This window comes from Mesorhizobium sp. Ca11, assembly GCF_020165275.1.
In the GTDB taxonomy this organism is placed as follows: Bacteria; Pseudomonadota; Alphaproteobacteria; order Rhizobiales; family Rhizobiaceae; genus Mesorhizobium.
Map to the genome: position 1 here is coordinate 247,795 of NZ_JAIUHU010000004.1, position 20,126 is coordinate 267,920.

The following is a 20,126-nucleotide window of genomic DNA, read 5'->3' on the forward strand; positions in this document are numbered from 1 at the left end:
CCTGCGGGGACTTGGACGATCGGTGGACGGGGTTCAGCGCGTCTTCTCGGTCTGGAAGCGGCGCTCGAGCAGGCTGACGAGGCGCACCATCGGCCAGAGGAAGATGAGGTAGACAAGCGCCGCGCCGATCAGCGGCGAGGGATTGGCGTAGAGCGACTGCGCATTGGTCGCTTCCTTGAGCAGCTCCGGCAGTGCTACGGTCGAGGCGAGCGAGGTGTCCTTGAACATCGAGACGCAGTTGCTGGTCATCGGCGGGATGACCACGCGGATCGCCTGCGGCAGCACGACCTTGCGCAGGGTCAGCATGAACGGCAGGCCGAGCGCCTGCGCCGCCTCGAACTGGCCGCGCGGAATGCTTTCGATGCCGGAGCGAAATACCTCGGCCGAGTAAGCCGACATGATGATGGCGAAAGCCGTCACGGCGGACGCCCAGGACGACAGGCGTATGCCGAGGAAGGGCAGCGCGTAATAGATTAGGATCAAAACCACCAGCACCGGCAAAGCGCGAAAGATGTCGGTGTAGCCGACTGCGAGCAGCCGCAGCGGCTTCGGCGCATAGAGCCGCACGAGGCTGATCGCCAGCCCCGCCGCTATGCCGATGACGATGCTCATCACCCCAAGCAGCAGCGTGTTGAGAAAGCCGCGCAGCAGCGCCGGCAAGCTGGCTGCAATAACGCCGGGATTGAAGAAGGTGTCGATCAGCGACATGGGAGCGTTCCCGAACCGTTTTGCGTCCAGAGCAATTCCACGAAAAGTGCGAAACGACTTTTCGTCCGCAATTGCATTAAATCAAGGAGACAGACGCCAGAGCCGCGCACCGACACCGATTTTGCCGCACCGGCTTCGGCGATGGCAGGGCTCATGGGTGAAAAAACGGACGTGCCGGCCTCTCGCGCCGGCACGTCCTGTTGTGTTCGTCGCCGCTCAGGCCTTGGGCAGCGGCATTTCCTTGACCGTGGAGGAGTCCGCCGGAGCATCGCTGTCGAACCATTTCTTGTGGATCGCGGCCAGCGTCCCGTCCTTCTTCATCGCCGTCAGCGCGTCGTTCAGCTTGCCGAGCAGCGGGTGGTCCTTGGTCATCATCAGGCCGTATTGCTCACCGGTCTTGATGCGCTGCTTGACGACGAGGTCCTTCATCTTTTTGAAGGAGTATTGCATGCCGGGGATATCGCTGACGGCGGCATCGACGCGGCCGGCGCTGAGGTCGAGCAACAGGTTCTGCTGCGTGTCATAGCCCTTCACGTCGCTGAAGCCGTCGGCCTGCTGATGGTCCTTGACCCAGGTTTCGCCGGTGGAACCGGAAAGCACGCCGACGACCTTGCCCTTGAGGTCCGCCTCGGTGCTGATCGGGCTGTCGGCCTTGGTGGCGATGCCCATGTCGGAGTCATAATAGGGCTGCGTGAAGGACTGCGACTTCAGCCGCTCCTGCGTGATGGTGATCGAGGAGATGGCGACGTCAATGCGCTTGGAGGTGGTAGCGGCGAACAGCGCCTGGAACCCGAGATCGGCGATGTCGGTGGTCATGCCGATGCGCTTGGCCGCCTCGTTGACGATGTCGACCTCGAAACCCTCGAAGGTGCCGCTCTCGTTCTTGTATTCGAAAGGCGGATTGGTCGGGTAAGCGCCGACATTGAGCACATCCGCGGCGTAAGCGGTGGCGGGGCCGGCGGCGATGCCGATAGCGGCGGCCATGAGAAGCAGGTTGCGACGAGTAAAGCTCATTTCTGTTCCCTCTGTTGTTGAACGGGCGGGTTTTCCCCGCACGGCTTTTTGCCGCCCCGCTTCCGGCAGGGCGTCAATTCATTGCGGCGGTCATGCGTTGAAGCGCCGTTTCTATCTGGTTGCTGTCGCGGCACACGCACATGCGCAGGAACGCCGCCGCCGAAGTTCCGAACAGGTGACCGGGCGCAAGCCCGACCCGCGCCGTCTCCAGAATGCGGGCGCAGGCGCGGCGCGCGTCGTTCTCGCCCTCCAGGGCGAAGAACGCATACATGCCTCCGCGCGGCTTGGTCGGCAGGATGGTGCCTGGGATTTGCGCCAGCCGCTCATAGGCGAGGTCGAGGCCTATCCTGATCCGCTGCCTGATTTCCTCGACCAGCGGCTCGCCCTGGCGGATCGCCGCGACGGCGCCGGCCTGGATCGGCGCGGCGGTGCCGCTGTTGACATATTGCGTCATCGCGCCGAGCTGGTCGGCAACGCCTGACGGATGCGTCAGCCAGCCGATGCGCCAGCCGGTCATCGCCCAGGCCTTCGAGAAGCTGTTGACCGACAGCACCCTGTCGCCGTCCTCGGCGATCTGCAGGATGGAAGGGGCGACGTCGCCCTCGAGATAGAGCCGGCCGTAGACCTCGTCGGAGATGATCCAGATGCCGGTGCGCCTGCTGAAGTCGAGCAGCGCCTGCATCTCCTCGCGCGTCGCGGTCCAGCCGGTCGGATTGGACGGCGTCGACAGGAAGATCGCGCGGGTGCGCGCATCGCAGCTTGCAAACAATCGGTCGAGATCGAGTTGCCAGCCGCCCTTGAAGTCGAGCGAGAACGGGCGCGGCTCGCCGCCGATCAGATGGATGGCGTTGTGGATGTTGGGCCATTGCGGCGCGACATAGACGACGTTGGTGCCGGTATCGACCAGCAGTTCCAGCCCCAGATAGAGCGCCTGCATGCCGCCCGGCGTCACCGTGGTCCGCGCGATCGGGATCGAGCGGCCGTGGATGCGCGTCTGGTATTCTGAAAGCGCCTCGTTCAGCGGGCCGTGCCCGCGCATGTTGGGAACGTAGAAGGTCAGGCCTTCGTCGAAGGCGGCCTTCGCCGCGTCGCGGATGAAGGCTGGCGTCACCATATCGCCTTCGCCGTACCAGAGCGCGATGACATCGCCGAGTTCCCGCGCGCGAACCGCAAGGTTGGCGATGTTTTCGGTGTGCAGATCGCGAATCTGGGCGCGCACGCCATCGAAAGCATAGCGCGCGCTGGACGATGAATGGGGCAATATGAACGACAAGGACCGAACCCCTCTCACCCGGAACACTGCGATGGACCGGAAAAGCCCCTCCAGCCGGACAGTCGCGATCTTGATGCTATCCAAAGTACGGCGCTTTTCAAGGCGAAAGTTTTAAGCTTAAAGTTTGGCGACCCTCTGCCTTGCCGATATGCTCTCGCCTAGCCGGCCCCTTGCGCCAGTTCGGCGCGGGCGGCGGTGCCGTTGGCCGCGGCGCCGGCGCCGAGAAACATCGTGTCGCTGGCCAGCACGAAGAAACTCGCGCCGATGGCTGCCCATCGGCTGACGGTCTGGGGGCTGGCGCAAAATATGCCGGCAGTCCTGCCATGTGCGATCGTTACACGAATGATTGTTCCGATCGCCTCGGAGAGCTTGTCCGCGCCTGCCGAGCCGATCGCGTCGATCGACACCGAGAGATCGCCAGGGCCGACGAAGACCACGTCGACGCCGTCGACCGCCGCGATCGCTTCGATATTGGCCAGTCCCTCCGATGTCTCAACCTGGATCGCGACGATCGTTCGGTTGGCGGAGGCAAGATATTCGGGAATACGATAGCCATAGCCCGCGGCCCGGCCGGGACCGACACCGCGCGCGCCTTGCGGCGGATAGCGCGAGGCCTTCACCGCCATCGCGGCCTGCTCCGCTGTCGAGACGCGCGGCACGAGCACGCCTTGCGCGCCGCTGTCCAGCGCCGCCTGAATGGCTTCCGGCGCATGGCCGGGAACCCGGACCATAGCTGGCACGCGATGCACGTCGGCTGCCCGCACCATGGTCTCGATCATGTCGCGCGAGATCTGCGCGTGCTCCCAGTCGATGCAGAGGAAATCGAGGCCGGACAGCGCCATGACCTCGACGGCGACCGGATGGGGAATGGCGGCGAATGACCCGACGAGGTTCGTCTTGCCGATGCACTTCTGGCGGAACTCGCTCATGCCATCCCCTTTTTGAGTTGCCCAATGCATACCCGCAAATGACGGCGAGGCGAAGCTATTTCAGGCTTGAAATATTTTCACGCCAGCCTAGCGTGTGGCGTCCCGCCGCGAGTTGCCAAGATGATCAAAGCCCATCCCCTGCACGGCCCGAACAGACTGAAGCTCGGCGTCTTCTCGACCAACGCCGATGGCGGGCTTGCCATCACCGACGTGCCGGAACGCTGGACGGCGAGCTGGCGGGATAATCTGACGGCCGCCCAGATAGCCGATCGCGCCGGGCTCGAATTCATGCTGCCGATAGCGCGCTGGCGCGGTTTCGGCGGCCGCAACAGGGTCCGCGAATTCTCCTTCGAGACCTTCACCTGGGCGGCGGCGCTCGCGGCCGTGACGGAGCAGATCGGCCTGTTCATGACGGTGCATGTGCCGCTGGTGCATCCACTCTACGCCGCCAAGGCGCTGGCGACGGTCGACCACATCAGCCAGGGCCGCGCCGGGCTCAACATCGTTTGCGGCTGGAACCCGAAGGAATTCGGCATGTTCGGCACGCCGCTGGTCGAGAAAGGCTATGACCAGGCGGCGGAATGGATTGAAATCCTCGAGCGGCTTTATGCATCGAGCGAGCCTCTCGACTATGAAGGCGCTTATTATCGGCTCAAGGACGCGGTGAGCCGGCCGGCCAGTCTTCAGGTTCCGCGTCCGGTGACGATGAATGCCGCTTTCGGCGGCCCGGGCCGGGATTTCGCCGCCGCCAGATGCGACTATCTGTTCACGACCTTTTCCGAGATGAACGATGCCGGCAAGCATGTCGCCGACATCGGTGAGCGCGCCGACAAGGCGGGCCGCGATGTCGGCGTCTATACGGTTGCGCATGTCGTCTGCCGCCCGACGGTGGAAGAGGCGCAGGCCTACTACACGCGCTACGCCGTCACGATGGCCGACCACGAAGCCGTCGACGCCCATATGGCCGGCAAGAAGGAATTCTCTCAGTCGCATGACCCGCACGCCTATGACCGCTACCGCCAGCGCTTTGCCGGCGGCGCCGGCACTTATCCGTTGATCGGAACCCCTGAAAAGATTGCCGCCGATATGGTCGCAATCGCCGGGCATGGCTACCAGGGCATCGCGTTGTCCTTCGTCAACTACACCCAGGAACTGCCCTATTTCTGCGACCATGTTCTGCCGCTGCTGCGGCAGGCCGGGCTTCGCGAGTAACTACTCGGGGATAACAGCCGTCGCCTGAATCTCCACCTTTGCACGGTCCTCGACCAGCGCCACCACTTGCATCGCCGCCATCGCCGGAAAATGCCGTCCGATCACCTCGCGATAGACCTCGCCGATGCCTTTGAGGTTGCCGACATATTCGGCCTTGTCGGTAAAGTACCAAGTCATCGAGGTGATGTGCCGCGGCTCGCCGCCGGCTTCGGCGAGCACGGCAACGATGTTGGCGAGCGTCTGGCGCACCTGGCCGACGAAGTCGTCGGTCTCGAACCGGCATGCGGCATTCCATCCGACCTGGCCGCCGATAAAGACGAGCCGGCCATGCGCGGCCACACCATTGGCGTAGCCGATCGGTTTGGCCCAGCCTTCCGGCTGCAGGATGGTGTGCATGTCCAGTTCCCCCTGGTTCAAACTCGTTGTCACGCCCCGCCCATCACCTGCCTGGCGATGACCACCTTCTGCACGTCCGAGGCGCCCTCATAGATGCGCAACGCCCGGATCTCGCGATAGAGGCTCTCGATGATGTGTCCCTTGCGGACGCCATCGCCGCCATGCAACTGCACCGCCTTGTCGATCACCTCCTGCGCCTTGTCGGTGGCGAAGAGCTTGGCCATCGCGGCCTCGCGCGTCACCCGCGCGGCGCCCATGTCCTTGGTCCAGGCGGCGCGGTAGATGAGGAGCGCAGCCGCGTCGACATCCAGCGCCATGTCGGAGAGGTGACCCTGCACCATCTGCAGTTCCGCCATCGGCGCGCCGAACAGTTTTCGCTCGGCCGCGCGTTTGATGCTTTCGTCCAGCGCGCGCCGCGCGAAGCCGAGGGCCGCCGCGCCGACCGTCGAGCGGAACACGTCGAGCACCGACATGGCGACGCGGAAACCGTCACCCGGCTCGCCGATCAGGCCGGAAGCCGGAATGCGGACATTATCGAAGGAGAGCCGCGCCAGAGGGTGAGGGGCGATGACCTCGAGCCGCTCGGCGACGCTGAGCCCCTTCGTCTCCGCCGGCACGACGAAAGCGGAAATCCCCTTGGCGCCGGGCGCCTCGCCGGTGCGGGCGAACACCACGTAGAGGTCTGCGATGCCGCCATTGGAGATCCAAGTCTTTTCGCCCGAGAGCAAATAGTCGCCGCCTTCGCGGACAGCGGTCATTTCCATATTGGCGACATCCGACCCCGAGCGTGGCTCGGAGAGCGCAAAGGCGGAGATCGCTTGGCCGGTCCGCGTCTTCTCCAGCCAGCGCTGCTGGTCCGGCGTGCCGAACAGCGTGATCGCGCCGGTGCCCAGCCCCTGCATGGCGAAGGCGAAATCGGCGAGTCCGTCGTGGCGGGCAAGCGTCTCGCGCGTGATGCAGAGCGTGCGCACATCAAGCGGTCCGGGTTTGGCCGGGTCGAGCGCCGTCGGCTTCAGCCACCCGTCGCGGCCGAGCATCGCCACGAGATCGCGGCAGGCGGCGTCGACGTCGTGGTGGTCGACGGGAAGGTTTTGTTGGCACCAGGCTTCCAGACGCTCGGCGAGTTGGTGGTGGCGATCTTCGAAGAAGGGCCACGAGAGGAAGGTGCGGTCAGGCATTTGCACCTCCGCAGTGCTTAGGGCGTTGCGCTCTACGGCGCCCCCCTCTGTCCTGCCGGACATCTCCCCCTCTAGGGGGGAGATTGGCAGTTTTGGCGTCCCGCTCAATCCTGCGGCGTTGGTGGTTGGCGAAAGCGAGGGCGACATCCGATCTCCCCCCTAGAGGGGGAGATGGCCGGCAGGCCAGAGGGGGGCGCTGTCCCGCCAACCTCTCCAAGAACACACCCATCCTCAACTCCCCTCGAACACCGGCTTTTCCTTGGCCACGAACGCCTTGTACGCCCGCTCGAAATCGCCGGTCTGCATGCAGATCGCCTGCGCCTGCGCTTCCGCCTCGATCGCTTGCTCGAGGCCCATCGACCATTCCTGGTTGAGCTGCGTCTTGGTGATGCCATGCGCGAAGGTCGGGCCGGAGACGATGCGCGCCGCCATGTCGAGCGCGTCGTCCTCCAGGGCCGCGGGCTCGACAAGCCGATTATAGAAACCCCAGCGCTCGCCTTCGGCGGCGCTCATGGTGCGGCCGGTGTAGAGCAGTTCGGCGGCGCGGCCCTGGCCGATGATGCGAGGCAGGATCGCGCAGGCGCCCATGTCGCAGCCGGCCAGCCCGACTCGGGTGAACAGGAAGGCGGTCTTTGCCTCCGGCGTGGCGATGCGGATATCGGAGGCCATGGCGATGATCGCGCCGGCGCCGACCGCGACGCCGTCGACGGCCGCGATGATCGGCTTGCCGCAGTTGAGCATCGCCTTGACGAAATCGCCGGTCATGCGCGTGAAGGCGAGCAGCGCCTTCATGTCCATCTTGACCAGCGGCCCGATGATGTCGTGGACATCGCCGCCCGAACAGAAATTGCCGCCATTGGGCAGGAACACCACGGCATCGACGTCGTCGGCATAGACGAGCTCGCGAAACGTGTCGCGCAGCTCGGCATAGCTGTCGAAGGTCAGCGGGTTCTTGCGCTCCGGCCGGTCGAGCCGGATCTTCGCGATCTTGCCTTCGACCTGCCAGAGGAAGTGCTTCGGCTTGAGCTTGGCCACGGCGCTCATTCGCGTCCCTCCCAATTGCTGCGGAACGATTTCAACATGCCGGTCAGCTGCCGCGCCTCGTCCTCGCTGACATTGCCGAGCAGCTCGCCGACCCAATTCTCATGCGCGGCGGCGATCGCGGCGAAAGACTTCGAGCCTTCCTCGGTCAGCCGCACCATCGAGGTGCGGCGGTCGCCGTTACGGCGCGCCCGCATCACCAGCCCTTCGGACACCAGTCGGTCGACGATGCCCGTCACATTGCCGTTTGACACCAGCAGGAAGCGCGACAGGTCGCTCATCAGCATGCCATCCGGCGAGCGGTAGAGCGCCGCCATCACGTCGAAGCGCGGCAGCGTGGTGTCGAACTCCTTCTTCAAACGCTCGCGCAGCTCCGCCTCGATGGTGCGCGAGGCGCGCAGCAGGCGTATCCACAGCCGCAGCCTGTCCTTGCCCGGTCCGGCGGAAGTCGGTCCCGCTACCATGTCTCGCCTCCCGAAATCGAAATGGCCTGCCCGGTGATCGACCGCGCGGCGTCGCTGCACAGCCAAAGCACCGCCGCCGCGACTTCTTCCGGCTGGATGAACCGCCCCTGCGGGTTCGTCGCCGCAAGGCTCGCGCGCGCCTCGCCGGTGGAACGTCCGGTCTTCTCGACGATGCGCTGGACGGACTCCTCTAGCATCTCGGTTTCGACGAAGCCCGGGCACACGGCATTCACGGTGACACCGGATTTGGCGGTCTCGGCAGCCAAGGCCCGCATCAGGCCGACAACGCCGTGCTTGGCCGCGACGTAAGGTGCGACATAGGCATAACCCTTGAGGCCTGCGGTCGAGGCAATGAAAATGATCCGGCCTGTCTTTCGCGCGAGCATTCCGGCGAGCGCCGGCTTCACGGTCAGGAACGCGCCGGTGAGATTGACGTCGAGCGTGCGCTGCCAGTCGGCCAGCGCGGTCTTGTGCGCCGCCACGCTGCCCGCCATGCCGGCGTTGGCCACGACGATGTCAAAGGGTCCGCGTGCGGCTTCCGCCTTCTGGTACACGTCCGCCATGGCGGCCTCGTTCGTGACATCGGCGGTGACGGCAAAGATGCGGTCGTTTTCCTTTGTAACCTCAGCCAGCGTCGCTTCGCGCCGCCCGCATATGGTGACGGCCACACCTTGTGCCGCCAGCGCTTGCGCAATGCCTTTGCCGACGCCGGAGCCGCCGCCGGTGACCAGCGCGTGCTTGCCGGCAATTTCGCGCACGGCGCTCATACTTTGAGCCCCGCAGCCGCTTCGCGCTCGGCCAGCCGGTAGATCTGGTCGCGTCCCGGCAGATAGGGATCGGGCCATTTGACGCCGCGGTCGCCGAGCGTCACCGCCGCGTGCAGCGTCCAGTAGGGATCGGCAAGATGCGGCCTTGCCAGCGCCACCAGGTCGGCGCGCCCGGCCATCAGGATCGAGTTGGCGTGGTCCGGCTCATAGATATTGCCGACCGCCATCGTCGCCATGCCGACCTCGTTGCGGATGCGGTCGGAAAACGGCGTCTGGAACATGCGGCCGTAGACCGGCTTGGCGGCGATGGTGGTTTGCCCGGCCGACACGTCGCAAAGGTCGACGCCCGCTCCGTGCAGAAGTCTGGCAATCTCGACCGCATCCGAAGGCGTGACGCCTTCGATGCCCACCCAGTCATTGGCCGAGATGCGCATCGAGATCGGCTTTTCAGCCGGCCACACGGCGCGCACCGCATGGAAGACTTCCAGCGGATAGCGCATGCGGTTTTCCAGCGAGCCGCCATAGTCGTCAGTGCGGCGGTTGGTCAGCGGCGTAATGAAGGCCGACAGCAGGTAGCCATGCGCGGCATGGATCTCCAGCATATCGAAGCCGCAGCGTTTGGCCATCTCGGCCGAGGCGACGAACTGATCGCGAACCAGATCCATGTCGGCGCGGTCCATCGCCTTCGGCACCTGGTTCTTCGGCGACCATGGCACGGCCGAAGGCGCCATCACCGGCCAGTTGCCGTCCGGCAGCGGCACGTCGGTTCCTTCCCAGCCCACCCGGGTCGAGCCCTTGGCGCCGGAATGGCCGATCTGGGCGCAGATCTTTGCTTCGGTCTCGGCATGGACGAAATCGACCAGCCGCTTCCACGCGACCTCATGCTCCGGTCTGTAGAAGCCAGGACATCCGGGCGTGATGCGCCCTTCCGGGCTGACGCAGGTCATCTCGATATAGAGCAGGCCGGCGCCGCCCTTGGCGCGCTCGGCATAATGCGAAAAATGCCAGTCGGTCGGACAGCCGTCGACGGCCTTGTACTGCGCCATCGGCGAGACGACGATGCGGTTGGTGAGCGCCATGTCGCGCAGCTTGAACGGCGCGAACATCGGCGCGCGGCGCAGCATGTTGCCGCCGGCGCCGGCCTTGCGCTGGAACCACTCCTCGGCGCCCGCCAGCCATTCGGCATCGCGCAGCCGAAGGTTCTCGTGGCTGATGCGCTGCGAGCGGGTGAGCAGCGAATAGTTGAATTGAACTGGATCTAAACCGAGATATCGTTCGACTTCTTCGAACCATTCCAGCGAATTGCGCGCCGCCGATTGCAGCTTCAGCACCTCGGTGCGCCGCGCATCCTCATATTTGCGGAAGGCCGCCTCGAGGTCGGCCTCTGACTCGACATAGTCGGCGAGCGCCACCGCGCTCTCCAGCGCGAGCTTAGTGCCGGAGCCGATGGAGAAATGCGCTGAAGCCGCCGCATCCCCCATAAGCGCCAGGTTCTTGTACGACCAGCGCTCGCACAGCACCCGCGGGAAGTTGATCCACGCCGAACCTCGAATGTGGTTGGCGTTGGTCATCAGCGGGTGGCCGCCGAGATGCTTTGCAAAAATGCGTTCGCAGACCGCGATCGATTCCTGCTGCGTCATCTGGCCGAAGCCGAACGCAGCCCAGGTCGCTTCGCTGCATTCGACGATGAAGGTCGCGGTCTCGCTGTCGAACTGGTAGGCATGCGCCCACACCCAGCCATGCTCGGTCTTCTCGAAGATGAAGGTGAAGGCGTCGTCGAATTTCTGCGTGGTGCCGAGCCACACGAACTTGCATTTGCGGGTGTCGATGTCCGGCTTGAAGACGTCGGCGAACGTGGCGCGGGATTTCGAGTTCAACCCATCCGCGGCGACCACCAGGTCATGCGTTTCCATAAAGGGTTTCGGATCGGAAATCTCGGTCTCGAACATCATCTTGATGCCGAGCTCGCGGGCGCGCCGCTGCAAGAGGATCAGGAGCCGCTTGCGGCCGATGCCGCAAAAGCCATGACCTGAAGACACCGTGCGCACGCCGTCATGGATGACGGCGATGTCGTCCCAATAGGCGAAATGCTTCTTGATCCAGACGGCGCTGACCGGATCGTTCCTGGTCAGGTTCTCCAGCGTCTCCGCCGACAAAACCACGCCCCATCCGAATGTGTCGTCGGCGCGGTTGCGCTCATAGACCGTCACCTCATGCGCGGCATCGCGCAGCTTGAGCGAGATGGCAAAATAGAGGCCGGCTGGTCCGCCGCCGAGAACCGCAACCTTCATGTCTTGCGATCTCCTCTAGAGCAATTCCAGGAAAAATGCGTAGCGGTTTTCCGTCCGGAATTGCATGAAACGCTCTAAGGCATCGGGAACGCCGGCAAGCCGGCGACCCAACTGTCAGTATCGCGCTGGCCGGCCATTATTTCAAGCTTAAAGTTTTATAATTGAATGATCAACGCCAGCCTGTTTGGTTAGTCACTTGGTCGGATCCTTTGGGCTCCACAGCACCGTCTCGGCGCCCTTTTCATACGCCATCCCTTCGGGGTAGCTGATCGTCTCGAGCTGCAGCCCCCACGGCGCCTGGAAATAGAGGATGGTCTGGCCTGCAGCCGGCCCTTCCTTCACCGGCAGCGGCCCCATCCGGGTCTTCACGCCCTTGGCCTCGAGATAGGTCTTCGCGGCGGCGACATCGTCGACATAGAAGGCGATGTGGAAGCCACCGATATCGCTGTTCTTCGGTGTCAAATCCTTCTGGTCGGGCGCGGTATATTTGAACAGCTCGATGTTCGATCCGTAGCCGCAGCGCACCAAGGTGATCTCCTCGATCACCGCCTTCGGATCGACGCCAAGCAGATCCTGCATGAAGGTGCCCTTGTCGTCCGCGAACGGCCCGAAGGACATCGCCTTCTTGCAGCCGACGACATTGGTGAAGAAGTCGACGGCCTGCTTCATGTCGGGCACGGTGATGCCGGTGTGGTCGTGCCCGCGCATGCCGGGGATCGAATCCGCGGAAGCTGCTCCTATTGCGCCGAACAAAGAGGCCGCGAAGGCCGCTGCCTGGATTGCGTATTTCATGTCACCCTCCGTTGGCGGGCTGACTTGTCCTTGCGCACATCCGAGGCCCGCTGGTCGGCGTGCGGATCAAAACTCACGTCATGCCGATGCCTTGGGCCGCAGCCAGTCCGGGTCGATTTCCGGCAGCGGAATGGCGGCGAGCAGGTCGCGCGTGTAAGTCTCCTTCGGGTTCTCGAACAGCGCGTCGGTGGCACTGGCCTCGACGATCCTGCCTTCGCGCATCACGATGACCTGCTGGCAAAGCCGCCGGATCACCGACAAATCGTGGCTGATGAAGGCCACCGTCAGCCCCATCTCGGCCGCCAGCTTTTCCAGCAGCGTCAGGATCTGCGCCTGCGTCGAGACGTCGAGGCCGGAGACGATCTCGTCGGCCAGCACGAATTTCGGCGACAGCGCGAGCGCTCGTGCGATACCGACACGCTGCCGCTGGCCGCCCGACAATTCGTGGCGGTAGCGGCTGGCAAAACTCTGCGGCAGGCCGACGCGCTGCAGCGCTTCCGCGACGCGTTCCTTGAGCCTGTCGCCAAGGCCGTTCTGCCTCAAGGGTGCGGCGATGATGTTGAAGATCGTATGCCGCGGATTGAGCGATGACATTGGATCCTGGAAGATCATCTGCAGGTCGCGGCGCAGCGGTCTCAGCTCGGTTTCCGAAAGACGGCTGATGTCGCGCCCCTCGAAGCCGATGGAACCCGCGCTAGGCTCGATCAGCCTGACCAGCGCGCGACCGAGCGTCGACTTGCCCGAGCCGGACTCGCCGACGATGCCGGTGACAGATCCCTTTGGCAGGTCGAAGTCGAGCCCTTTCAGGATTTCGGCCAGCGGCGCGCGGCCGATCATCGGCTTGCGCGTCATGTCGGGCAGCGCCACCTTCAGCCCGCGCACGGAAATCAGCGGCTCAACCATGGCCGGGTCTCCAGTCCTTGTCGGCGGCGGCGATCTCCACGGCCAATCCGGCAAGCACGCTTTCGTCCACCGGCTTCAGCGAGGCGTATGGGTCGGTGTAACGCGGTGTCGCTGCCATCAGCGCCCGCGTATAGGGGTGCTGCGGTGCCGCAAACAGCGCCTCGGTCTCGGCCTCTTCGACCACCTTGCCGGCATAGAGCACCGACACTTTCTGGCTGATCTTGGCAACCACGCCGAGGTCATGGGTGACGAACAGGATCGCCGTGCCATGATCGCGCTGCAACTGCGCGATGAGCCGCAGGATCTGTTTTTGCACCGTCACGTCCAGCGCCGTCGTCGGCTCGTCTGCGACAATCAATCGGGGCTCCGCCGCGAAAGCCGCCGCGATCAGCACACGCTGACGCATACCGCCGGACAATTCATGCGGATAACTTTTCAGCACGCGCTCGGGATCGCGGATCTGCACCTCGTGGAGCAGCTGCCGGATGCGCTTGTCGGCCCTCTCTGTGCTCCAGCCAAGGATGCGCACCAACCGGTCGGTCATTTGCGGGCCGATGCGGCGCGACGGGTTGAGCGCGGTGAGCGGATCCTGCGGGATCAGCGCCGTGCGCGCGCCGATCAAGGTCCGCCGCGCCTTGGCATCGAGGCGGCCGAGGTCCTCGCCCTCAATCAGCATCTCGCCTTCGACGATGCGCACGCTTTTCGGCAGCACGCCGAGCACCGCCTTGCCGATCATCGTCTTGCCGGCGCCGCTCTCGCCGACCAGCGCGCGCACTTCGCCCGGCTGGACGGCGAGCGACACGGAGCGCAGCACGCGCTGGCCGTTGGGCAGCACGGCGCTCAAACCGCGGATGTCCAGGCACGCGCTCATCGCAGCACCGGATCGAAGCGCGCCTTCAGCGCTTCGCCGAACTGGCTGAAGGAGAGCACGGTCAGGATCAGCGTGATCAGCGGGAACACCAGCACCCACCAGGCCTGATGGATCGACAACCGTCCCTCGGCGATGATGCTGCCCCAGGTCGGATCGTCGGTCGAGATCGACAGATTGACGAAGGACAGGATCGCCTCGACGATGACGGCGATGCCCATTTCGAGCGACAGCAGCGCCACCACCGACGGCAGCACATTGGGCAGCACTTCGCGCAGCATGATGCCGATGCGGCCATAGCCGGCAATGCGCGCGCTTTCGACATAATCCATGCGCGCCTGGCTCATCGCCTCGGCGCGGATCACCCGGCAGAAGCGCGTCCAATCGATGATCGCGATGGCGAGGATGACGGAGCTCAGGCCGGTGCCCAGCACCGCCACCAGAAGGATCGCGAACAGCACCGGCGGGAAGGCCATCCAGACATCGACGATGCGCGAGATGATGCGGTCGGCCCAGCCGCCGAAATAGCCGGCGATCAGCCCCAGCGCCGAGCCGAGAACACAGGCGGATGTCGCCGCCGCGAAGGCGACGATGAAGGCGATGCGGCCGCCGAAGATCAGCCGCGACAACAGATCACGTCCCAGGCTGTCGGTGCCCAGCCAATAGCCGGGCTCGGCGCCGTCCAGCCAGAAGGGCGGCAGCCGCTCCAGCATCAGATCCTGCGCCAGCGGATCCTGCGGCGCGATCAGCGGCGCGAATATGGCCGCGAGCAGCGCCAGCAGAAGCCAGCCGCCGGCCAGCCACAGCCTCGGGCTCAAACCTCGCCTGGCGACACTTGCCTCATCCATGGCGCAGCCTCGGATTGAGCAGCGCATACGTCATGTCGACGGCGAGGTTGATCAGCACGAAAAGCAGCGCGAACACCAGCACGATGCCCTGTATCAGCGGCAGGTCGCGGTTGATGACGGCGTCGATCGCCATGTTGCCGAGGCCTTCATAGGAAAACAGCCGCTCGACGATGACGGTGCCGCCGATAAGGAAGGTGAACTGAACGCCGACCAGCGTCAGCGTCGGCAGCGCCGCGTTCTTCAGCGCCTCGCGCAGGATCACCTGTGTCTCGGAAAAACCCTTCACGCGCGCCAGCACCACATAGTCGAGGTCGAGCACTTCCTTCAGCGACTGTTTGAGCAATTGAGCGATGATCGCCGCCAGCGGCAGCGCCAGCGCGACGGCCGGCATCAGCATGTGTTTCAACAGGTCCCAAGTCAGGTCGAAACGCAGCCTGAGGATGCTCTCGACCAAGTAGAACTGGGTGGCGAAGGGCAGATCGAGCTGCGGCGACACCCGGCCCGATATGTCGAACACCGGCACCAGCACGCCGAACAGCAGGATCAGCACCAGGCCCCAGAGGAAATCGGGGATGGAGAGCGTCGCGCCGCTGGCGATGTCGATGCCGGCCTCTATCGCCGTCCCGCGCGAGCGCGCGCCGAGGATCGCGGCGGTCGTGCCGATCGTGATCGCCATCAGCAGCGCGACCGTCGCCAGCTCCAGCGTCGCCGGCAGCCGGTTGAAGACCAGGCCGAGCACGTCCTGGCGCAATGATATCGACGTGCCGAAATTCCCATGCAGCACGCCGCCGAGCCAGATGAAGAATTGCTGCACGATGCTCTTGTCGAGTCCATAGAGCGCGCGCAGCCGCGCGATATCGTCATTGCTGGCGCCGGGCGGCAGCATCATCGCGATCGGGTCCCCGGGCGCGACGCGGATGACGACGAAGACGACGACGGCGACTCCGAAAAGCGTCACCATCATCGTCAGCAGACGAACGAGGAATCTTTGCAGCAGCATGCGCCCTAATCACTCTGAACGGACTCCCCCTCATCCGGCCCTCGGGCCACCTTCTCCCTGGGGGGAGAAGAGGTCGCAGACGGCTGAGCTAGTCTCTTCTCCCCTCGGGGAGAAGGTGGCCGCGAAGCGGCCGGATGAGGGGCCCTGCCGGGCGAAGACCGGCAGGGGTCAAGGCCGACACTCAGGCCGGGGTCATCAGCGCCGGCAGCAGCGCGCCGGACACATGCTGCACGACATTGACCTTCTTCGAATGCACGATCGGCTGCGCATATTGGATCAGCGGCAGCACATAGGCCTGCTCGGCGATGTATTTGTCGACGGCCTTCCAGCCAGCGATGCGCTTGGCTTCGTCCTTCTCACCCCACAGCGGGTTGATCATGTCGATCAGGTCCTGGCTGTCCCAAACCGAATGCGGGCTCGGGCCATACATGGCGAAACCGGTCGAGGTGGTCGGATCGCCGATGGAGTTGCCCCAGTTGTAGAAAGCGGCCGGAGCCAGCTTGTCGGCGGCGCGCAGCTCGTAATGCTTGGCGATCTCGTAGACCTCGATATTGGCCTCGATGCCGACCTTGCGCCACATGCCGACGATCGCCTGGATCATCTCGTAGTCCTTGGGCTTGAAACCCTTGGTCGTCTGGATGGTGAACTTGGCCGGCTTCTTGGGCGAATAGCCGGAGGCGGCGAGCAGCTCCTTGGCCTTCTCGGGATTGTGCTCGACCTTGATCGATGGATCGAAGGCGGCGTATTCCGGCGTCTCCAGCGTCGCGATCGGCTGGCCGTAGCCGCGCAGCAGCCGCTTGACCAGAAGCTCCTTGTCCACTGCCATCACGGCGGCCTGGCGGACGTTCTTGTCCAGCATCGCCTCGATGTCGTTGAAGAAGATCATGCCGATGTCGGAAACATTCTTGATCGAGCCGGCAAGCCCGTCCTTCGCAATCAGCCGGTCATATTCCTCATAGGGGATTTCGAGCGTCACCTGCGAGGAGCCGGACTCGATCTCGGCGACGCGGCTCGCCGCGTCGGTCACGAATTTGATCGTCACGTTCTCGAAGGCGGGCTTCGTGCCCCAGTAGTGCGGATTGGCCTTCAGCCGCAGGAAGGCGTTGCGCTCGAACTTGTCGACCATATAGGGGCCGGTGCCGATCGGCGCCTTCTCGAAGCCTTCCGCGCCGACCTTCTCGTAATAGGCCTTCGGCAGGATGTAGCCGGTCAGGAACGACATCCACTTGAAATAGACCGGGTCGAACTGCACGACATCGCCGGTGATCTTGTTGCCGTCGATCTTGAAGTTGTTGACGTTCTTCCAGACGAACTGGATCGGATTGCCGGTCTTCTCGTCGCCGGCCCGCTGCAGCGACCACACCACGTCCTCGGCCGTAAAGGGCGAGCCGTCATGCCATTTCACGCCGTCGCGCACCGTCATCGTCACCTTGGTGCGGTCGTCGTTCCAGCCCCATTCGGTGAGCAGTCCGGGCGTGAAGGAAAGGTCCGGCTTCTGCCCGATGATCTGGTCGAACACCGATTGATAAAGGCCCTGGATGGTCGGGTTGACGGCCGAGGGGCCGGTCGTCGGGTCCCAGGAAGGCAGATTGACGTTGTAGGCGATGGTGAGTTCGTCCGCCGCCTTTGCTGCCCTCGGCAGGCCAAACGTGGCGGCACTGAGCGCCGCTGCGCCATATCCAAGCAAGTCACGTCTGTTGATGGTCATGGTCGTTCCCCTTGTTGGTTGTCATTTGTCTGCGCGGCGTTTTCATTCGGTGGTGGGCAACCGCGCCTTGTCCATCCCGGATTTCTTAGGCTCAACTTCCTCCCAGCTGTTGGGCGAGCATGTAGCCCGAGCCTGCGCCCGTGCCGGCGCCGGGCCATGTCGCGGCGCCGGTGAGGTAAAGGTTCGAGACCGGCGTGTTCCAGCGCGCGAAGCCCCGCGCCGGGCGGAAGAGGAAATTCTGCGCCAGGTGATGGCTGCCGCAGATCTGGTCGCCGCCGACGAGGTTCGGGTTTTCGCGCTCGAGGTCGAGCGGCGAGAAGATCGCACGGCCGAGGATTTTTTTGCGCAATCCCGGCGCATAGCTCTCGATGATGTCGAGCACGCGCTCGGCATAGGCGTCCTTGACCGCATCCCAGTGCGCGGGCGCGATCTTGCCCGCGGCATCGCCGACGATCTCCGCCGGCAGCATGCGCACCTGCACCCACAGCACATGCTTGCCTGGCGGTGCGCGCGACGGATCGACCGCCGTCGGCTGGCCGACGACCAGCACCGGCTGGTCAGGCAGCAGCCCGGCGATCGCCTGCTGATAGACGCGCGACATGGCGTCGAGCGACGGTGCCAGATGTACATAGGCGAATTGGCGAAGCTCGGCGCCGGCGCTCCAGTCGGGCAAGTCGTCCAGCGCCATATGGATCATCATCGTGCCCGGCGCGTGGCGGAATGTCTTCATCGCCGCATCGAAACCGGCGTCACCGGAACCATTGGGCAGCAGCCCGCCTGCCAGCGCCTTGGGCGCGACGCCGGCAATGACCGCCTTGCTTGCGGCATGGGTTTCGCCGGATGCCAGCCGCACGCCCGACGCCCGGCTGCCGGCCACCGTGATCTCCGACACCTCCGCGCCTGTTACGATCTTGCCGTCGGCCGCCTTGAGCATGCCGGCAAGCGCCCGGATAATGGTATCGGCGCCGCCTTTGCCGAGCACCATGCCGAAACTCTGGTTGGCCATCGATTCCAGATAGGGGAACACAGCACCCCCGGCGATGTCGGGCGCGAAATCGAGATGCATGCCCCAGGCCGCGAGTGTCGTGCGCACATGCGGCGTCTCGAAATTTTCCTCGAGCCACGCGCGCGGTGACGACAACAGCAATCGGGCCGTATCGAGCGCGCCGGAAAAACCCTTCTTGCGCCAGAGATTCCAGCCTGTGCCGGCCAGCGCCCTTGCGCTCATCGGCGAACCCAGCAGGCGGAACAGATGTTCGGCCTCACCCGGGAAGGCGGCGACCAGTTTCCGCCATGTGGCCGCGTCCGCCGCGGAGAAGGCGGCCAACCGCGATGCGGTCCTTTCGAGGTCGTTGCTGACGCCGAACCATTTGCCGTCCGGGAAGGCGCTGGCGAAACAATCAGCCGCGGGCGCGAATTCCAGTCCGTGGCTTTTCAATTCATTTGCATATTTCCGGTGGAAGGCCGAGCCGGCGAAGAGGCTCAAATTCATCGCGCCGAAATCGTGCCGGAAACCCGGAAGCGTGTACTCGGCGGTCCGTACCGCGCCGCCGATCGCCTCGCTGCGTTCGAAAACCGCTATTTTCCAGCCTTTGAGCGCCAGATGCGCGGCGCATGCCAGACTGTTGTGGCCCGCCCCGACAAAGATGGCGTCGAACTCGCTCACGCCCCGCCCCAAAAATGCTTTATGCTTAAAGATAATTGCAGATGCATATGTTTTCGTCTAGTAGGTATATTAAGGGCCGCAACGAGCCTTGAAGGTCACGAACAAGAGGGAACAAAAGACCATGGACACGCAAGAACTCCTCGGCGAGGTCGCCGGCCAGCTGCTTTCGGGCGCCATCAAGGTGGTCGATCTGACGGCGCCGCTCGGGCCGAACACGCCGCTGATCAAGCTGCCGCCGGAACTCGCCGTCGACACGCCGAAGGTCGAGATCCACGAGATCTCCAAATACGACAAGAACGGCCCGTGGTGGGCCTGGAACTGGCTGAAGCTCGGCGAGCATTCGGGCACGCATTTCGACGCGCCGCAGCACTGGATCACCGGCAAGGACTATCCGGACGGCGCCACCGACACCATTCCGGCGCAGAACTTCATCGGCCCAGTCAACGTCATCGATTGCTCCAAGGAGGCCGCCGCCGACCACGACTTCCTGCTCACCGTCGACCACATCAAGGCCTGGGAAGCCAAGCACGGCGCGATCAATCCCGGCGAGTGGGTGGTGATGCGCACCGACTGGTACAAGCGCAACGGCTCCGAGGCCGAGTTCCTCAACGCCAACGAGACCGGCCCGCATACGCCCGGCCCGACGGCGGAAGCCATCCAGTTCCTGATCAGTAAGGACATCAAGGGCTGGGGCTCGGAGACGATCGGCACCGACGCCGGCAAGGCCGGCGGCATGGAGCCGCCGTTCCCGGCCCACACGCTGATGCACAAGGCCAACCGTTACGGACTCGCCAGCCTGTGCAATCTCGACCAGCTGCCGCCGAAGGGCGCGATCCTGATCGCCGCCCCGCTCAAGATCGAGCACGGCACCGGCAGCCCGATCCGCGCATTGGCGCTGGTGCCGGGCAAATAGGCGAGGCGACGGTCTTCGGGAGAAGATCATGCTTGCGGGCGATGGAGTGATCGGGACGTTGGGACTACCGTTCTGTAGCGCTAGCGCTCTACGGCGCCCCCCTCTGTCCTGCCGGACATCTCCCCCTCTAGGGGGGAGATTGGATGTCACCCCTG

The 20,126-nt window shown here is 64.4% G+C and carries 19 protein-coding genes; 2 read left to right on the forward strand and 17 right to left on the reverse strand.

What is annotated here, in order from left to right; genetic code table 11:
- Positions 1–33: 33 nt before the first annotated feature.
- The 4 genes from LB538_RS09695 to LB538_RS09710 all read right to left on the reverse strand — a co-directional run bounded on the left by LB538_RS09695 (position 34) and on the right by LB538_RS09710 (position 3,924).
- Positions 34–708: an amino acid ABC transporter permease gene (locus LB538_RS09695; RefSeq protein WP_095766038.1), complete on the reverse strand. Its 675-nt coding sequence runs from the start codon at positions 706–708 to the stop codon at positions 34–36.
- A 216-nt stretch (positions 709–924) separates the two neighbouring features.
- The gene (locus tag LB538_RS09700) at positions 925–1,722 is read right to left on the reverse strand and encodes an ABC transporter substrate-binding protein (RefSeq protein WP_140543112.1); all 798 of its coding nucleotides are present in this window, start codon (positions 1,720–1,722) and stop codon (positions 925–927) included.
- 73 nt (positions 1,723–1,795) lie between these two features.
- Positions 1,796–2,995, reverse strand: a complete 1,200-nt coding sequence (locus LB538_RS09705; protein WP_224526861.1) for a pyridoxal phosphate-dependent aminotransferase — start codon at positions 2,993–2,995, stop codon at positions 1,796–1,798.
- 158 nt (positions 2,996–3,153) lie between these two features.
- Positions 3,154–3,924, reverse strand: coding sequence for an HpcH/HpaI aldolase family protein (locus LB538_RS09710; protein WP_224526858.1), 771 nt, complete (start codon positions 3,922–3,924; stop codon positions 3,154–3,156).
- A 120-nt stretch (positions 3,925–4,044) separates the two neighbouring features.
- Here LB538_RS09710 and LB538_RS09715 point away from each other — a divergent pair, with 120 nt between their 5' ends.
- A complete protein-coding gene (locus LB538_RS09715; RefSeq protein ID WP_224526856.1) occupies positions 4,045–5,136 on the forward strand; it encodes an LLM class flavin-dependent oxidoreductase in 1,092 nt (363 codons plus the stop codon).
- Here LB538_RS09715 and LB538_RS09720 read toward each other — a convergent pair whose 3' ends face one another.
- The 13 genes from LB538_RS09720 to LB538_RS09780 form a co-directional block, all read right to left on the reverse strand.
- Positions 5,137–5,532: a RidA family protein gene (locus tag LB538_RS09720; protein ID WP_224526853.1), complete on the reverse strand. Its 396-nt coding sequence runs from the start codon at positions 5,530–5,532 to the stop codon at positions 5,137–5,139. It abuts the gene before it with no gap.
- A gap of 29 nt (positions 5,533–5,561) precedes the next feature.
- Positions 5,562–6,710, reverse strand: a complete 1,149-nt coding sequence (locus LB538_RS09725) for an acyl-CoA dehydrogenase family protein (protein ID WP_224526849.1) — start codon at positions 6,708–6,710, stop codon at positions 5,562–5,564.
- Between the two features lie 231 nt (positions 6,711–6,941).
- Positions 6,942–7,754: an enoyl-CoA hydratase family protein gene (locus LB538_RS09730; protein WP_224526844.1), complete on the reverse strand. Its 813-nt coding sequence runs from the start codon at positions 7,752–7,754 to the stop codon at positions 6,942–6,944.
- A complete protein-coding gene (locus LB538_RS09735) occupies positions 7,751–8,215 on the reverse strand; it encodes a MarR family winged helix-turn-helix transcriptional regulator (protein ID WP_224526841.1) in 465 nt (154 codons plus the stop codon). Before LB538_RS09735 ends, LB538_RS09730 begins: the two co-directional genes overlap by 4 nt.
- The gene (locus tag LB538_RS09740; RefSeq protein ID WP_224526838.1) at positions 8,209–8,982 is read right to left on the reverse strand and encodes an SDR family NAD(P)-dependent oxidoreductase; all 774 of its coding nucleotides are present in this window, start codon (positions 8,980–8,982) and stop codon (positions 8,209–8,211) included. The genes LB538_RS09735 and LB538_RS09740 overlap by 7 nt, the downstream gene beginning before the upstream one ends.
- Entirely contained in the window at positions 8,979–11,273 is a 2,295-nt protein-coding gene (locus LB538_RS09745) for a bifunctional salicylyl-CoA 5-hydroxylase/oxidoreductase (RefSeq protein WP_224526837.1), read from the reverse strand. The genes LB538_RS09740 and LB538_RS09745 overlap by 4 nt, the downstream gene beginning before the upstream one ends.
- 192 nt (positions 11,274–11,465) lie before the next feature.
- Positions 11,466–12,065, reverse strand: coding sequence for a VOC family protein (locus LB538_RS09750; protein ID WP_224526834.1), 600 nt, complete (start codon positions 12,063–12,065; stop codon positions 11,466–11,468).
- Between the two features lie 78 nt (positions 12,066–12,143).
- Positions 12,144–12,968: an ATP-binding cassette domain-containing protein gene (locus tag LB538_RS09755; RefSeq protein ID WP_224526832.1), complete on the reverse strand. Its 825-nt coding sequence runs from the start codon at positions 12,966–12,968 to the stop codon at positions 12,144–12,146.
- Positions 12,961–13,839, reverse strand: coding sequence for an ABC transporter ATP-binding protein (locus LB538_RS09760; RefSeq protein ID WP_224526830.1), 879 nt, complete (start codon positions 13,837–13,839; stop codon positions 12,961–12,963). The genes LB538_RS09755 and LB538_RS09760 overlap by 8 nt, the downstream gene beginning before the upstream one ends.
- Positions 13,836–14,684, reverse strand: a complete 849-nt coding sequence (locus LB538_RS09765) for an ABC transporter permease (protein WP_224526828.1) — start codon at positions 14,682–14,684, stop codon at positions 13,836–13,838. Before LB538_RS09765 ends, LB538_RS09760 begins: the two co-directional genes overlap by 4 nt.
- Positions 14,677–15,684, reverse strand: a complete 1,008-nt coding sequence (locus LB538_RS09770) for an ABC transporter permease (protein ID WP_224526826.1) — start codon at positions 15,682–15,684, stop codon at positions 14,677–14,679. The genes LB538_RS09765 and LB538_RS09770 overlap by 8 nt, the downstream gene beginning before the upstream one ends.
- Before the next feature lie 181 nt (positions 15,685–15,865).
- Positions 15,866–17,392, reverse strand: a complete 1,527-nt coding sequence (locus LB538_RS09775; protein ID WP_224526824.1) for an ABC transporter substrate-binding protein — start codon at positions 17,390–17,392, stop codon at positions 15,866–15,868.
- Between the two features lie 91 nt (positions 17,393–17,483).
- Entirely contained in the window at positions 17,484–19,058 is a 1,575-nt protein-coding gene (locus LB538_RS09780; protein WP_224526822.1) for a phytoene desaturase family protein, read from the reverse strand.
- Between the two features lie 121 nt (positions 19,059–19,179).
- On the opposite strand from LB538_RS09780, the gene LB538_RS09785 reads away from it, so the two are divergent.
- Positions 19,180–19,971, forward strand: coding sequence for a cyclase family protein (locus LB538_RS09785; RefSeq protein ID WP_224526820.1), 792 nt, complete (start codon positions 19,180–19,182; stop codon positions 19,969–19,971).
- The last annotated feature ends 155 nt before the right edge of the window (positions 19,972–20,126 follow it).